Annotated in this window: 13 protein-coding genes; 10 read left to right on the top strand and 3 right to left on the bottom strand. The window is 44.9% G+C overall.

The genetic code is table 11. The annotated features are described in order from the left end of the window. Window positions 1-357: PfkB family carbohydrate kinase (locus tag C7460_RS22755; protein WP_245986348.1), on the top strand; the 357-nt coding region annotated here is incomplete at its 5' end. A gap of 4 nt (window positions 358-361) precedes the next feature. Next, window positions 362-1,033: a bifunctional 4-hydroxy-2-oxoglutarate aldolase/2-dehydro-3-deoxy-phosphogluconate aldolase gene (locus tag C7460_RS22750; RefSeq protein WP_115870450.1), complete on the top strand. Its 672-nt coding sequence runs from the start codon at window positions 362-364 to the stop codon at window positions 1,031-1,033. Window positions 1,034-1,690: 657 nt separating this feature from the next. On the opposite strand, the gene C7460_RS22740 is transcribed toward C7460_RS22750, so the two are convergent. Continuing rightward, window positions 1,691-2,605 carry a PLP-dependent cysteine synthase family protein gene (locus C7460_RS22740; protein WP_115870448.1) on the bottom strand — a complete coding sequence of 305 codons (915 nt, stop codon included), beginning with the start codon at window positions 2,603-2,605 and terminating at the stop codon, window positions 1,691-1,693. A gap of 95 nt (window positions 2,606-2,700) precedes the next feature. On the opposite strand from C7460_RS22740, the gene C7460_RS22735 reads away from it, so the two are divergent. Further along, on the top strand, window positions 2,701-3,651 hold the full coding sequence (locus C7460_RS22735) for a phosphodiester glycosidase family protein (RefSeq protein WP_115870447.1): 951 nt from the start codon (window positions 2,701-2,703) through the stop codon (window positions 3,649-3,651). Here C7460_RS22735 and C7460_RS22730 read toward each other — a convergent pair. Then, entirely contained in the window at window positions 3,641-4,015 is a 375-nt protein-coding gene (locus C7460_RS22730) for a DUF6122 family protein (RefSeq protein ID WP_115870446.1), read from the bottom strand. The genes C7460_RS22735 and C7460_RS22730 overlap by 11 nt on opposite strands. 132 nt (window positions 4,016-4,147) lie before the next feature. Here C7460_RS22730 and C7460_RS22725 point away from each other — a divergent pair, with 132 nt between their 5' ends. The 5 genes from C7460_RS22725 to C7460_RS22705 all read left to right on the top strand — a co-directional run bounded on the left by C7460_RS22725 (window position 4,148) and on the right by C7460_RS22705 (window position 11,785). Next, complete coding sequence (locus C7460_RS22725) at window positions 4,148-5,632, top strand: S10 family peptidase (protein WP_115870445.1); 1,485 nt, start codon at window positions 4,148-4,150, stop codon at window positions 5,630-5,632. Window positions 5,633-5,676: 44 nt separating this feature from the next. Next, window positions 5,677-6,354: a response regulator transcription factor gene (locus C7460_RS22720; RefSeq protein WP_115870444.1), complete on the top strand. Its 678-nt coding sequence runs from the start codon at window positions 5,677-5,679 to the stop codon at window positions 6,352-6,354. Next, entirely contained in the window at window positions 6,351-7,613 is a 1,263-nt protein-coding gene (locus C7460_RS22715) for a sensor histidine kinase (RefSeq protein WP_115870443.1), read from the top strand. The genes C7460_RS22720 and C7460_RS22715 overlap by 4 nt, the downstream gene beginning before the upstream one ends. A 91-nt stretch (window positions 7,614-7,704) precedes the next feature. Continuing rightward, window positions 7,705-10,119: a TonB-dependent receptor domain-containing protein gene (locus C7460_RS22710; protein WP_115870442.1), complete on the top strand. Its 2,415-nt coding sequence runs from the start codon at window positions 7,705-7,707 to the stop codon at window positions 10,117-10,119. Window positions 10,120-10,378: 259 nt separating this feature from the next. Next, on the top strand, window positions 10,379-11,785 hold the full coding sequence (locus C7460_RS22705) for a T9SS type A sorting domain-containing protein (RefSeq protein WP_147303070.1): 1,407 nt from the start codon (window positions 10,379-10,381) through the stop codon (window positions 11,783-11,785). A 136-nt stretch (window positions 11,786-11,921) separates the two neighbouring features. On the opposite strand, the gene C7460_RS22700 is transcribed toward C7460_RS22705, so the two are convergent. Next, the gene (locus C7460_RS22700) at window positions 11,922-13,160 is read right to left on the bottom strand and encodes an IS256 family transposase (RefSeq protein ID WP_115870440.1); all 1,239 of its coding nucleotides are present in this window, start codon (window positions 13,158-13,160) and stop codon (window positions 11,922-11,924) included. 401 nt (window positions 13,161-13,561) lie between these two features. On the opposite strand from C7460_RS22700, the gene C7460_RS22690 reads away from it, so the two are divergent. Both C7460_RS22690 and C7460_RS22685 read left to right on the top strand, forming a co-directional pair. Beyond that, a complete protein-coding gene (locus tag C7460_RS22690) occupies window positions 13,562-14,644 on the top strand; it encodes a sensor histidine kinase (RefSeq protein ID WP_115870438.1) in 1,083 nt (360 codons plus the stop codon). Between the two features lie 517 nt (window positions 14,645-15,161). Next, entirely contained in the window at window positions 15,162-16,421 is a 1,260-nt protein-coding gene (locus C7460_RS22685) for a DUF418 domain-containing protein (RefSeq protein ID WP_170148156.1), read from the top strand. The last annotated feature ends 108 nt before the right edge of the window (window positions 16,422-16,529 follow it).

Genomic DNA, 16,529 nt, shown 5'->3' with positions numbered 1-16,529 from the left:
TGTCAGCAGATGATGAAGAAGTTTCCGAAGGCCAAGAAGGTGATCACTACCCTTAGAGGCTCTATTTCGGCTTCACACAACACCTGGGCAGGCGTGCTGTATGACGGTAGCAAGATGTATGAGACGCGTCAGTACCAGATCACTGATATTGTGGATCGAGTAGGCGGAGGAGATTCATTCATGGGCGGACTGATCTACGGATTGCTAACTTACCCAGAGGATGACCAAAATGCACTGGACTTTGCCGTGGCGGCTTCATGTCTGAAGCACACCATCAAAGGTGATGCGAATCTGGTGAAGGTAGAAGAAGTACAAAAACTCATGGGCGGAGATGCTTCCGGCCGAGTAGCGAGATAAGGGTATGGCACGATTCACAAGAATAGAAGTAGCATTAAAAATGAAGGAAACAGGCATAGTGCCTGTTTTCTATCATCAAAACATAGAGACCTGTAAGGAAGTCCTTTTGGCTTGTTACAAAGGAGGGGTTCGTGTTTTCGAATTTACAAATCGTGGGGATTTTGCTCATGAGGTGTTTGCCGAGCTCAACAAATTTGCCGCCGAGGCAGCACCCGAAATGATCTTAGGCGTAGGCTCTATAGTAGATGCCGGCACTACCGCATTGTATTTGCAGCTTGGGGCCAACTTTATCGTTTCTCCGGTACTAAACCCAGAGATGGCCAAAGTGTGCAATCGACGTAAAGTGAGCTGGTCGCCAGGCTGTGGGTCGGTGACAGAGATTTCATATGCTGAAGAACTCGGAGCTGAAGTGGTTAAAATTTTCCCTGGCTCACAGGTAGGAGGACCATCTTTCGTGAAAGGGGTAAAAGGACCATTTCCATGGGCAAGCATTATGCCTACAGGAGGTGTGGAGCCTACCGAAGAAAACCTGACCAAATGGTTTGAGGCAGGAGTGCATTGTGTGGGAATGGGCTCTCAGCTGATCACTAAGGATATTCTCGGTAAAGGTGATTTTGCTGCCCTGGAGCAAAAGGTTTCCGACGCTATTGAGCTTGTAAAGTCATTACGAAAATAAAAGCTCAAAATGAATTAAAAAGCCGGTTCATGTGTGAGTGTTTAGTCGATGGCTCATGCTGATTTGTAGAGTTTTTAAAAAGCAGAACCGGCTTTTTTATGTGATTTCTGATCTGTTTCACATCCTTCATCGACGGTTATTCTAAATACTGAAAGGTTTTGGCTGACATAAGTAACCTGACAGTTAAAAGGGTGCTCAAAAGACGTTTGGGGTTCATACGGCTGGCGAGTTACCCTTTTTCTATTTAATGCATCGAGAGAATTAACGGATCAATCCGAAACCTTTGATGACCTAGGAATTACAGAAGGAGGGGCCTTGGTTCATTTTAGGTTTTCTAGATGGAAATCAGATTACAAATAAATACTGTTTGAGCACTTACCCAACGTTTAAACCTTTTCGATAATGAAATTGCGAGTTTATTTATTTGCTGATTTTCATTTAGAAAAGCGTTAAGAAATGAATCCAGCCCTTGATTTTTGCTACCGGGGCGCGAAGCCTTTTTATCGCCTGGCCGGCCGCTAGAAAAAGTAGAGAGAAAAGCTCTCAAGCCGGGTCTATTTTGAAATCCCATATCACCCCTTCAAAAGCAAATTTTTTCACTTAAAGTGACAATTGTACATCCTAAGGCCAAACCATAGAAATTTGACTTATTTTAAACTAACTCGGCTGATACAGGTCACCATTGAGGTATTTTAATCCAGAATCGCAGATTACAGTTACTATTTTTTTGCCTTTACCCAGTGTTTTAGCTCGCTGTAGTGCAGCCCATACGTTAGCTCCCGACGTGGCACCACCAAAAATGCCCTCTTTCGACGCTAACAGGTTTGCGGTCCTATAGGCATCTTCGTCTTTTACGGCTATTACCTCATCTATGAGGTCTTTGCGTAAAATAGAAGGAGTGAACGACAATCCGATGCCCTCCAGTTTATGCGTTCCTGAAGTATTGCCACCAGAAATATTTCTTACGTTGTAGGGTTCCACAGCTATCGCTTTCAAATCTGGCAGTTGCGCTTTCAGTACTTCGGCATTTCCCGAAAAGCAGCCTCCACCGCCTGCAGCCATCACAAATTCATCAAACGCGGGCAATGCCGCCAATAGCTCATGTGCCATCGGGTGATATCCAAGTTTGTTGTCCATATTGTTCACCTGATCTACCCAGTAGGTATTTTCTTTGGTGCTAAGTTCTCGCGTACGAACGATCATCTGGTCGATCACGTCAGCCGTAAGCGTGCCGTTTTTGGCTTTGATGATTTCCACTGTAGCACCAAAAGCACGCATGGTTCTGATTTTTTCAGCAGAAAATCCATTGCTGGACACAAAGTGAGCTTTATAGCCTCTGGCCGCACAAACCATCGCCAGTGAGCTGCCGGTACTTCCTCCGGTATATTCAACAATTCGTCCTCCTGGTTTCAGGTCACCGCGCTTTTCAGCACCCAGAATCATTGATAGTGCCATCCGGTCTTTCATGCTGCCGGTCAGGTTTGCGCCTTCAAATTTCACATAGACATCTGCATCTGCTGAAGAAGTAAGATGCTTTAATTGAAGCAATGGGGTATTGCCAATTCCATTCATAGCTTTTGGGTATAAAAAATGTGTTAATGGTTATAAGATCGTAATCTAGATATTTTGAACTATTTTCACTTTTTAATTTTTTTAAGAAAGCAATCATGAAATTTTTTAACCTGCGCTTTTTCTTCTGTTTGATGTTGATGGTTTTGCTTATTCCCAAAAAACTCGCAGCACAACTTCAGCTGCAATGGCAACCATTGGATTCTTTGAATGCTGAGATACCTGATGCTGTTCGGGCCTTCGAAACCAATACACCGCTTCCAGATGGAGGTGTATTTAATGCTCAATGTGTGAGAATTAACCTCAATGACCCTCAGGTAGATGTGTCTGCTGTCTATTCTAAGTTAAAAAAGACCCCTCAGCAGTTGGCGTCAGGAGCTATGGTAGCTATCAATGGAGGATTTTTCGGTAAGTCTATCAATTTGAGTACGGTAGTCAATGATGGTAAATGGTACAGTGTAAATGTGCCAAGCGTGACACGAAGCTATCAGGGTGAAAACACAGCATATTATCCCACACGCGGAGCTTTTGGGCTGGTTAATCGTCAGGCTGATGTGGCATGGATTTATCACAACACGACAGATTCATTGCTTTATGAGTATTCATTGCCAGCACCAAATCAACAAGGGGAAGCACCTGCGGCAAAACCATCCGATGTATATCCGGAAGGTGCCAAAATTTGGGATGCCGATGTGGCCATGGGTGGGGCTCCTGTGCTCGTGACCAATGGCAAGGTAAATGTCACAGCCAATGCAGAGCTCATACAGGTAAATAACGACAAGCGCGAGCCAAGGTCTGCCATAGGATATACCACAGCAAATGAGCTTTTACTAGTGGTGGTCAATGGCCGCCAACCGGAGCTCAGCATGGGCATTACACTTCCAGAACTGGCACAGCTAATGGTGGAACTCGGTGCTGTAGAGGCGTTGAACCTGGATGGTGGTGGGTCTTCATGTCTGGTAGTCAACGGACAGGTGATCAGCCACCCCAGTGATAAGACGGGGCCGCGTCCCGTTCCTTCAGCTTTGTTGGTGCATTTTACCAACTAAACCAGTCTAGCAGCTGAGCCACCTGCTGATTGGCGATGCATTCCCGACAGCTTTGGTACATCCACAGGCAGTCGATCAGGTCGGTCAGTAGGTGAAGCAGCAAACCAATGGCTACTATCCGTATCCACTTGGGCAGCAGGAGACCAGCGGCATAAACCAACGCGGCATAACTGGTGTGGAGTGGGTGAAATCCTATGCTGCAGCGGTTTGCACTGAATATTGGGCTGGCTAGTAAGTGATCCATGTCAATGATCATTGTAGCGAGTAGTATGAGGTATGCTTTGATCCATCTGGGTCTGAAAAAGACCAAACTGATGAAAAGCGGAAATAACAGGTGTAGAAAGTAGTGTGTAAAAAATTGCATGAAAAAAGTGTAGGTCCAAAGATAGCTCGTGTCCCCAAATACAATTCACATTAAAATCTCACCATTCAAAAAGAACTTTGCTGTATCTCCTGATTTGCTCGGTAAATTGGCCTTACCCAAAAAACTAATCACATGAAGAAATACCTCCTTTACACTTGCTTGCTGAGTGTATTAACAATAGCAAATGCTCAACGCAGCCAGGTGGCAGATACCACCATCGTTACTACCCACAGCACTACCATCAATGGTCAGTCTATCAGTTACCGGGCAACTACGGGCACTCAGCCTGTTTGGAATGAGCAAAACCAGCCAATAGCCGCGGTGCATTATACCTACTATGAGCGTACCAATACCTCCGAGGCGAATAGACCTTTAGTGATCTCTTTTAATGGTGGTCCGGGATCTGGCTCCGTCTGGATGCACCTGGCTTACACAGGCCCCTATGTACTTAATGTAGATGATGAAGGCTACCCTGTACAGCCGTACGGTGTGAAAAAGAATGCATATTCTGTGTTGGATGTGGCTGATATTCTTTTTGTAAATCCCGTAAATACAGGCTATTCACGCGTGTTGGATGATGAAACTGATCGGAATACATTCTTTGGAGTGGAAGCAGACATTCGCTACCTGGCCGACTGGATCAATACCTTCGTGACGAGGGCCAACCGCTGGCATTCGCCCAAATACCTGATAGGAGAAAGTTATGGTACTACACGTGTGTCCGGACTGGCGTTGGAGCTGCAAAACAGACAGTGGATGTACCTCAATGGGGTGATACTGGTCTCACCTACAGAACTGGGCATCCATACAGGCGAAGGCAGGAGAGAAGGTCCGCTAGGGGCAGCATTGGAGCTGCCTTACTTTACCGCTGCGGCATGGTACCATAGGCAGTTGGCACCGGAACTACAGGCACGTGACCTGGAAGACCTGTTGCCAGAGGTAGAAGCCTATGCGCTCGATGAACTCATGCCTGTGTTGGCCAGAGGTGGTTTTGCCTCATTCGAGGAAAAACAAGCAGCAGCCAGACAAATGGCTCAATATGCTGGTATTTCAGCTGATGTGATCCTACAATATAACCTGGATGTTCCTACCCGATTTTTTTGGAAAGAACTCCTGCGCCATAAAGGGCTTACGGTAGGTAGGCTGGATTCTCGCTATACGGGTATAGACCGTGCAGATGGAGGAGACTCACCCGATTTCAATGCCGAACTCACTAGCTGGCTCCATGCATTTACTCCGGCAGTAAACTACTATTTCAAAAACGTGCTCAATTACCACACCGACGTGAAATACAACATGTTTGGTCCAGTACATCCCTGGGATCGGTCAGGCAATACTACTGGCGAAGACCTTCGGCAGGCAATGGCCATGAACCCTTACCTAAATGTCATGGTACAGTCCGGCTATTATGATGGTGCCACCAAGTATTTTGATGCAAAATATACCATGTGGCAGCTGGACCCTGGAGGTAAAATGAGAGACCGGCTATCATTTAAGGGCTATCGCTCCGGACACATGATGTATCTGCGAAAAGAAGATCTGATCAACGCCAATGACGACATTCGTGATTTCATAAAAAACAGTATGCCAGAGCCCGGTGCTCCAGCAAAGTATTGATGATTCAAAATTTCTTCAGAAATAGCCTGTAGTTTTGGCAGGGTATGAAATTGCTTGTAGTAGAAGACCATGACCAGCTGAGCGCCAACATCCGTAGCTATCTCAACCAGGAAGGCTATGTATGCGAAGTGGCGGACAATTATCAACAGGCTGTAGAAAAGCTCTATGCTTATGAATATGATCTGGTAGCACTTGATCTAATGCTGCCAGACGGCAATGGCCTGGACCTGCTGCGGTCTATCAAAGAAAACTGGCCAGACATCTGTGTGCTCATCATCTCTGCTAAAAATGCGCTGGATGACAAACTCCAGGGGCTCAATCTGGGTGCTGACGACTACCTGGCCAAGCCGTTTCACCTGGCCGAGCTCAATGCTCGACTCAAAGCCATTTTCAGACGAAAGAATCAGCAGGGTAATGATGGGATTGTTTTCGAAGAAATTACGCTCAATACTGCTAATTTTGAAGTGAAGGTGCATGATACGATCCTGGATCTCACACGGAAAGAATTTGAACTCTTCCAGTACCTCATGCTTAATCAAAACCGGGTGCTTACCAAGCAGTCCATAGCCGAGCACTTGTGGGGGGATTATATGGATACTGCAGATTCCTTCGATTTTGTATACCAGCATATCAAAAACCTGAGAAAAAAAATAGCGGAAGCAGGCGGTAGTGATTACATCCACACGGTGTACGGTGTAGGCTATAAATTCAAGAAGCAATGAAGCTGATCATTAAAATCACACTGCTTTTTGTGCTCATCTCCTCGGTAGTTTTTTTGATTGGCGGAGTGATTACCTATGAAGCCATGAGCCTGGAAATAGAGAAGGAGGAGAAGTTTTTTCTGGAAGAACGCATGGAATCCGTATTGCGCTATCTGGGGCGAAGACCTGCCAAAGAGCGAGTGGTGCGTGACAAGCTCATCATTCAGCCTATGGACAGCCTTACGGCCGAAACAGATGTAGTATTTTCAGACACCCTTGTGACACACGCCATGCTGCAGCGAATGGAGTCTCACCTCAAGCTCGATGTAATACGAAAAGTGAATGGTCGAACCTACAAGATTACGATTTATGATCTGATAGTGGAAGAAGATGACATCATAGAGGCGGTGAGATCGGCGATGCTCAAAACGTTCCTACTGCTGTTAATCGTTTCTTTGTTGTTGAGTTTTCTGGCATCTTATTTTGTGTTTCGCCCTTTTCAATCTACGCTATCGGCCATTCGATCCTTTTCTATCAAAAGTAGCGATACCGTCAAGTTGCCTCCGTCTACTACTTCAGAGTTTAAAAAACTCAACCAGTTTGCGGATGAAATGATGGCCAAAGCTCGTAATGATTACAGCGCCTTGAAGGAATTTTCAGAAAATGCTTCTCATGAGCTGCAAACCCCGCTTTCTATAGCGCGTGGTAAACTGGAACTGCTCATGGAAAGTGAAGGCCTGCGAGAAGACCAGATGGAGTTGATTTCTGGTGCTCAACATGCACTCACTCGCCTCAGCAAATTGGGGAATTCACTGTCGTTGCTGACGAAAATAGAGAATCAGGAATTTTCTGATTTTGAGCAGGTGGATATGACTGCACTTGCTTCCAGAATGATTGATGAGTTTAAAGAGCTCATCAAACTAAAAGAAATAGAACTGGAAGTGGATGTAAGTCCTGGGGTGAATATAAACGGCAATCAAACGCTGCTGGAGCTACTCATTGCCAACCTGATGAACAACGCTATACGTCATAATTACTCTGGAGGAAAGCTCAAAGTCGTGTTGGAAAATGCTTTCATCGCTATCTCCAATACCTCTCATAGTCAGCAAGTAAACACCTCTGAGCTGTTCGAGCGCTTTAAAAAAGGTACTGAGAATCCCGATTCTTCAGGTCTGGGATTGTCTATCGTCAAGAAAATCTGCGAACAACACCAGTTTCGGGTAGATTATTCCATTTCGCAGGAACAACATGTACTCACAGTCTGTTGGGAAAGTGTCTAAATGTATGTAGGAACATAAAACTTCAAAATTCCTTCAGATTTCAAACAAGATTGGCTCAGAGTGGCCATATACCTTTGCAAAAAATCGATTTATGAAACGTTTTTTTACCCTTATTCTTTTCGCTTATACCCAAATAGCTATCGCTCAAACAGGATGGATATCTGGCAAGGTAGTAGATGCGTCTACTTCCGAACCGCTGGAATACGCCACAGTGAGTGTGCTAAAAAATGGTGAGCTAGTCAGCGGAGGTATTACGGAGCCTAAAGGGATTTTTAAGATTGCTGTAGAGCCGGGAGAGTATACGCTTAGAATTCAGTTTGTGACTTATGAGACTCGGGAAGTTAGCGGCATCACAGTAGGTAAGGGCAAAAAAGACCTGGGCACCATCACGGTAGCTCCTTCTAATAAAGAACTGGATGAAGTAGTGGTGCAGGCTGAGCGTACACAGATGCAGCTCAACCTGGACAAAAAAGTGTACAATGTAGGTAAAGATCTCAGTTCGTTGAGGGGTACCGCTTCAGATATTTTGGACAATCTTCCGTCTGTTACTGTAGATGTGGAAGGTAACGTGGAGCTCCGTGGGAGTGGCAATGTGAAGATTCTGATCGATGGAAAACCCTCAGGTTTGGTAGGGCTGTCTAGCACCGATGCACTTCGTCAGCTACAAGGAAACCTCATCGAGCGGGTAGAAATCATCACCAATCCTTCGGCGCGTTATGATGCTGAAGGTATGGCAGGGATCATCAATATCATTTTGAAGAAGGATAAAGGAAGCGGCCTCAATGGTAGCTTTCAGGTATCTACAGGATATCCGCACAACCACGGTGCATCGGCCAATATCAACTATCGAAAAGACTGGGTAAACCTTTTTCTCAATTACGGAATCGACTACCGCAAAGCACCTGGCGAAGGGTTTGCCTTGCAGGAGTTTAACAGGGCAGATACTTCTTATCGTACGGAAATGGATCGCAGCCACGAGCGTGGCGGCATATCCAACAATGTGCGCTTTGGAGCAGACTTTTTCCTCAATGACAAAAACAGGATTACTACTTCGTTTTTATACCGGTATTCGGACGAGCTCAATGAGTCCAAATTGATTTATGAGGATTTTGATCAAATGGATGCTCTCATCAACTATACCAGACGTGAAGATGATGAAACAGAAGGGGATGAAAACCTGGAATATGCAATCAACTATACACGGGATTTTGATCAAAAAGATCGAAAACTCACGGCGGACATCCAGTATCAAAACAACAACGAGCTGGAGCAGTCAGATATCGTACAACTAGCCGGTGCTTCTGCCGGTGAGGCAGACCCTCAGCTATACCAAAAAGTACGTAACGACGAAGGGGAAAAGCGACTCATGCTCCAAGCGGACTATGTGCACCCATTTGCATCCAAATCAAAATTTGAAGTGGGTTTTCGAAGCACTTTTAGAGATGTGAAAAACATTTATACGGTGCAGGAGCTGGATGAGGCGTCAGGTGAGTACCAGCCTTTAGATACCTTTAGTACAGATTTTGCCTACAATGAAAACGTGCATGCAGCCTATGCGATCATTAGCAATGAATTCAATAAAATCTCGTGGCAGGTAGGTCTGCGTAGTGAGACCACAGATATCAATACATTGTTTCAGGAAACTGGCGAGGAAGGAACATGGAATTACACCAATTTATTTCCCAGTGCTTTTTTCACTTACAAACTCAAAGCTGAAAATCAACTGCAGCTGAGCTACAGCCGACGAATCAATCGTCCACGTTTTCGTGAGCTAAATCCCTTTAGCAGCTTTACGGACAACCGTAACTTCCGCGTAGGAAACCCAGAACTTCAGCCGGAGTTTACCGATAGCTATGAGGTGGGCTTTCTGCAAAACCTGGAGAATAGTAGTATCTACTATGGCCTATACTTCCGTCATACCAACCAGCTGATCCAACGGGTAACCCTGGAGCCTAATGAAAAAGGAGAGCGCGTGCGTGTACCGTACAACATTGGCACCAGCGATGCAGTAGGAGTAGAAGTGAACGCCTCGCATGAGTTTGCCAAGTGGTACCGAGTCAGTGGAAATTTTAATTTTTATAGATGGGAAGCCAATGGAAGCGTAGGAGATACCGTAGACCTGGGAGCACAGGCAGTGACATTTAGTTCGCGTATTAGTAACAATTTTAAAATCAAGAACTTGTTTGATGCACAACTCAATGTAAACTATAGAGCTCCACAAAATACTACACAGGGAAGACGACTGTCTATGACCTCTGTGGATTTGGGACTCTCAAAAGATATTTGGAACAATAATGGAACGATCTCATTGAGTGCACGTGACATGTTCAATACCAGGAAGTATCGATATATCACTGAACTACCCACATTTTATGAAGAAGGCAGCTGGCAGTGGCGCAAAGGACCCCAATTTGTGCTAACGCTCAACTATCGACTGAATCAAAAGAAACAACGTGGAGAACGACGAGAAGGTGGAGAAGATTTTGGTGGAGATGGAGGCTTTTAAATTTGGACTGGTTGAGTAGCTAGTCTAATCGCAGGAGGCTAGCATGCTCAACGGGGCTCATGAGTTTTCATGGGCCCTATTTTCTTTAAGAATTACTTATCTTGCATTAAGAATCATTATATCAAACTGAAAGAACTCAGAAGCTGGAAAATAACTCACTATTGCTCAAAAATGACGTCACCCCAAAATAAAAGGCGTATTTAATGGTAATATGTAGGTTTAAACAATGATTTATAATTTTTCAAAATGGCTTTTTTCTGTGGCCATTATCATTCTGGCTAATGAAGTGTTTGGGCAATGTCCTACCTCTGGGACCGTTTTAACAAGCTGTGTTACAGTAGGGAATCTTACGCTTACAGGGGATCTTACCGTAAATGCCGGAGTTACGATGACCGTAACAGGAAACCTGACAATCAATGGAGGTAAAACGCTTACAGCTACTGGCGGTTCGCTTATACTTGGAAGTTTTACTGAAACCTGGGGAGGTACCAATACTTTAATAGGTGGTACCTATACTGTAACGAATGACTTTTCGTCTGGCAGTGGAGGAGCTTTTGTAGTTTCTGGTGTAACTGCTGACATTAATGGTGCAGTTTCTTTTCAGGGTAGCTCCCATTCCTATACAAATAGTTCGTTTGATATAGCTGAAGACTTATATTTTGGCTCTGGTACACATACAGTGAATAACACATTTTTTGATGTAGGGACGGGCTATACGAACACAACCGGGCACGATGCTTTGTCCTTCAATGGCGGAGCTACAGTGAATTTCAGTAATAATGCTGGAATGGATGTAAAAGGTGATGTGAATGCTGGTAATAGTGCATCACTTTCTATCGATAATAGTGATGTGTATGTGACAGGGAACTTTGATAATGCAGGATCGGGAAATATAGTGGTGACAAATGGTGGGACATTTGTCGTAGATGGTGATTATGATAACAGCGGGTCTGGTAGTACTACGGTAGAAGATGGAGGTCACCTGGAAGTAGGTGGTGATTATGATAATACAGGAGGCGGAAGCTCTAATGTAAATGGAGGAACAATGGTAGTAGGTGGTAACTACTCTGGGAATGCTCCAAGTGGAGATAGTGGAGATTGTTCTGGCGGTGGAGGTGGCTGCTGCGGCAGTGGTTGTGCTGCGCTCCCTGTTACGCTGATTGATTTTTCAGGGGCTAGCATGCCCGGAGGGATCTGTCTTTCCTGGTCTACAGCCTCGGAGGTCAACAATGACTACTTCACGTTGGAGCACTCTGCAGACGGTGTGTCTTTTGCGGAAATCGCACAAGTGAGTGGAAAGGGCACTACGAGTGAGATCAGTGCCTACAGCTACACGGACCGTGTGGCTCAACCGGGTGTGGTGTACTATCGTTTGTCTCAAACGGACTTTGATGGCACGCAAGAAGTTCTGGGAGTAGTGAGTGCTCGAAGTACTTCAAATCACCAACTGTCGATAGCTCCTAATCCAATAAGGGTTGGTGGCGAGCTGCAGATTTTAGGGCTGACAGAAGGGGCAACCTTTTATGTGTACCACCTGGACGGCAGGCTTCAAAATGTATACAGCTACAGCCCGGGAATGCGCCTCTCTCAACTGGAGCCTGGCACCTATATGGTGACACTACAAGGCCATGCTCAGCACCGCGACTTACGCCTGGTGGTGAAATAGCCGGGCAAATCAGAAAAGCATAGTTAACACAGGAATTGATTTTTGTGAATTCTTGAGAATAGCATAACCATCGGGAGTGTTAGCTCATCTCTGTCTGGTTCCTTCCCAGGGGCTAGCCCCTGGGAAGGAAAATTTCTTAATTTTTCGGTTCGCTAGTCCGCAAATCTAAGTCTAATCGCCCCTCAAATCTAATGGCCAACTGCTGAACGGTCAAACCCCAATTCTGTAAAGGAGAAGTCCATTTTTTCTCGATACCCCTGGTAACCAGATAAACCAACTTCAGCAAAGCCATATCACTGGTAAAGGCTCCCTTGCTCTTGGTTACTTTTCGTACCTGTCGATGAAACCCTTCCACCGGATTGGTGGTGTAAATTAACTTTCTGATTGGCCTGCTGTATTCGAAGTAAGTGCTGAGCAGCTCCCAGTTATCATTCCAGGAACGGATCACTACCGGGTACTTGGTGCCCCACTTCTCTTCCAATTCCAGTAATGCTGTCTCTGCCTGGTCTTTGGTGTCGGCTTGATAGACTAGCTTGAGGTCCTTCATAAACACCTTCTGCTCTTTGCTGGCTACATACTTCAAACTGTTGCGGATCTGGTGGACGATACAAAGCTGAATGTCTGTTTCCGGATAGATCGAATGTATGGCCTCACTGAACCCAGTCAGATTATCAGTACAGGCAATCAGGATGTCTTTTAAGCCTCTATTTTGTAGCTGTGTAAGTACTTGAAGCCAGAAGTTAGCCCCCTCACTCTCAGAGATGTACATCCCCAGCACTTCCTTTTTCCCATGTTTGTTAATCCCTAATATGTTATAGAGGGCTTTATGCTTCACCTTGCCTTCATCCCTCACCTTGAAGTGCATGGCATCTAGCCAGACAATGCAATAGACAGGCTCTAAAGGCCTGTTTTGCCATTCCTTTACTTTGGGTATGACCCGGTCGGTGATATCGCTCAGTACCTCAGTGGAGATGTCTGTATCATACATCTCTTTGATGTGGTCCTGGATATCCCTCAGGCTATTGCCAAGCCCGTACATGGCTATTATTTGTTTTTCAAGGTTGTCGGCAAGTATTCGCTGACGTTTTTCAATGATTTGAGGTTCAAAGCTGCTATGACGGTCCTGAGGGGTCTCTATTTGTACTTCCCCGTGACTGCTTTTTACAGTTTTTTGACCTTTTCCATTGCGCTTATTGCCCATTGGGCGACCTTTCTTGTCACTGGAAAGGTGCCCTTCCATTTCCGCTTCCAGTGCCTCTTCTAAAAACTCTTTGAGCATTGGAGCAAAAGCTCCATCTTTCCCAAATAGTGATTCTCCATTAAAAAATTGCTTAAGTGCTTTTTGCTTTAAGTCTTGTTTCTCTTGTTGGTTCATGATCTCTTAGTCTAAACATTTTATTGAAAATTCAAAGTTTAGACAGAGATGAGATTACAGTCTCTAACCATCATTATAACAGATGGTTATGCCTGTGTGGTGGAGTTTGTCTGCAAAGACTTTTCACCTCTGTGCTATCGTGCTTTACCATCTCTAAAGACTTCCTGACGCTTTGCAAAGACTGTAGAATCTTTCGGGTACAGAGCAAAGAGTTTTTGTAAATCGGTTTTGAAAAATGGCGCAAGGATGCTGTTGTTTACTTGGGATGTGTAGGTATAGTTTTTTAGCGTGAATAAAGGGGGAAGATTAAAAAGGTAATACGCCGGTATTACGATCAAGTAGTTGTTTAATTCCAACAACATTACATATCTTTCACTATTCAATGATACTCGCCACAACTCATGAAAGACCTTCTCAACCTCGATATACTCAAGCGAACCTTTGATGACCTGCCGGTAGGTGTAGGGATATTTTATGTGCCAGACCTGGAAGATGTCAGGAGCATCGAGTACGTATTTATGAACAAAGTGATACTGTACGAAATGCGTAAAGAACGCGACGAAGTGTTTGGGAAGAAGGTGACAGAGGTAGCCCCGGAGGCTTTTGAGCATGAAGGAGGATTGATGGTATTGGAAACTTACCGAAGGATAGCGGCGGAAGGTGGGAGCATCAATTTGGGGCTGGTAGAATACTCCAATCATATGGTGGCGGGCACCTATGAATGTTCTGTACACCATATCCAGGAAAATTACGTGTATGTGATGCTACGAAATGTAACAGATTTGGAACAAGCCAAAAATGAGCTCGAACTCAAGAATAAGGAACTAGGGCAGTTTGCCTATATCGTATCACATGATCTAAAGGAGCCTCTTCATACCATCAAAAGCTCCGCACAGCTTATTAACGATATTTACACTGAGCAATTGGATGATCAGGGGAGACAGCTGCTAAGCTTTATTGGTGATGCTACAGGGCGTATGACCCGCCTGATTACTGATTTGCTAGATTATAGTGGTATAGGTGAAGGCAAAGAGTTGGGGATGGTGGACTGTGGGCAACTAGTAGAAGCTATTCGTCAGGACTTGTCGTCAAAAATTAAGGATACCAATACCACGCTGGAGATCGGAGACTTGCCCACTATCAATGGCTATGAAACTGAGCTTCGCATGCTTTTTCAAAACTTGATCAGCAATGCGATTAAGTTTAGCAAACCCGATGTGCCGCCTCATGTAAAAGTCTCTGCCAAAAAGGATGATCAATGGACGTTTTTCATAGAAGATAATGGCATAGGCGTGCCTGATGAACACAAGGAAAAAATCTTCAGAGTCTTTCAGCGACTGCACTCCAAAAGTGAATATGAGGGTTCGGGAATCGGCCTTGCGCATTGTAAGAAAGTAGTAGAGTTGCATCAGGGAGCACTGGGGGTAGACTCTACTCCCGGTGAGGGTAGCACATTTTACTTTTCCGTTTCTGACCAGCTGTAACGGTAACCTGTTAGGTTCTCTTTCTAATTTTCTTCTAGTACTTCATGGGTTGAAGCATTTGATAAGCATTCTTATTCCCTTTATGGAGCTGACTTAGCGTCTTGTGACTTGTACGTAGTAGACCAATAGGTGTGGGGTGTGCGTTTATTTGCGTCTTTATGGACTCCCCCGGCTCCGGTATGCGTTATTTTGCGTCTTTATGGGCTCCCCAGGATGGGTGATGCGTTTTTTCGTGTAGGTGATGCGTTTTCCTTTCTCGGCATGGACTCCCCTAAGCAGGTCGTGCATTCCCCCTGGCTGGGGATGCGTTTTTCTCTGGAGATATGCGTTCCCCAAACTGAAACATGCGTTTTTACGGACAGGTGATGCATTCTCCCACGACGGTGTGGACTGCCCCGCGTGGGTGATGCGTTTTTTCGGCTATTACATTTTTGGGTATCCAATCACAAGGTCTGGCCATTTCATTGTTAAGCGCATTTTCGGCATATTCGCATCATCACAAACACTTGGCCCTTCAATGTCTGCAGCCCCTCAGCCTACCAGTTCCCTAGAGCGAATACCTTCATTAGATTTTTTAAGGGGCATTGCTATTCTGGGGATTCTGTTTATCAACATCGAAAATTTTGCTTACCCTGATTCATGGAGTCCATGGAAATACGGTTTTGAAAGCTCGATAGATCATACTGTCCGCTTTTGGGTGTATTTTATAACGCAGGGTAAGTTTTACACCCTTTTTGCGCTGCTCTTTGGGGTAGGCTTTTACATCTTTCTCGAACGACAGAGTAAAAAACATGCAGGTCTATTGGCAATTGATATCTACGCGCGCAGATTGTTTTGGCTGTTTCTGATAGGGGTATGTCATGCCTATGTGATTTGGTCCGGGGATGTGCTTTACCATTATGCTATATGCGGTTTTTTGCTATTTCCTTTTAGATCATTTAAAACCAAAAACCTAATTTGGGTGATTGGCTGTCTGTGTTTACTTCAGCTGGTGAAGTCCACTGAGCAAACGGTCAGGCGTCAAAACCTGAAAGCAAACTACGTACAGGCCATGAGTATACCAGAGGTAGACCGCAGTGCCGATGATGCAAAAAACATTCGGCTGTGGAGCAATCGGACCATGCAATGCCAGCCTGATACCACTCAGGTATCACCGCCCAAGCCTACCTTTATAGATGGTCTGAAATCTAGTTACGAGCATGCTTCGGTTCATGAAGGTATGCTCTACTATAAGGGATTGTTGATTCCGTCGCTCATCGTTATGCTACTGGGAATTGTCTTTTACAGAGCGGGAATATTCATCGATTACACGGTTTGGAAGCATTATTGGTGGGTTACGTTTGTCGTTTTGATTCTTGGTCTCACCATCAATTTTATCAGGTATTATCACTGGACTTACGCATATTTTGATCCGGTGACTGAGCTATGGAAAGCCTGGCTGTTTACTTTTCCCAAGGAGGTGTTAGGGGTTGGCTATGCACTATTGCTCAATGGCCTGTCCCAAAAGTTTTTGCATCGCACGCGAATGAGTCTGAACTCCAAAATCGGGAAAACGGCCTTGTCCAATTACCTGTTTCAAAACATCCTTTTGGGCTTTGTCTTTTATGGGTATGGATTGGCGTTATACAATCAGTTCTCTAGATTTGAATTGCTTTGGATGGTGGGGGGTATTTGGTTCGTGCAGTTGGTAATTACGTATTGGTGGATGCAAAAGCATTCACAAGGTCCTGTAGAGTGGTTATGGAGAAAACTGACCTATAGTAGTTTTCGGAGATAGACGCTAACCAACCCATCCTCAAATAAGCTCAGTGACATGTTCAATCTGTCCATCGTATTTTTCTACGGCTACTCCAAACTTGCGTAAAAAATCAACCCCTTCATCAGA

Source organism: Marinoscillum furvescens DSM 4134 (assembly GCF_003386095.1).
Classification (GTDB): domain Bacteria; phylum Bacteroidota; class Bacteroidia; order Cytophagales; family Cyclobacteriaceae; genus Marinoscillum; species Marinoscillum furvescens.
This window is presented reverse-complemented; position numbering and strand designations above follow the sequence as displayed.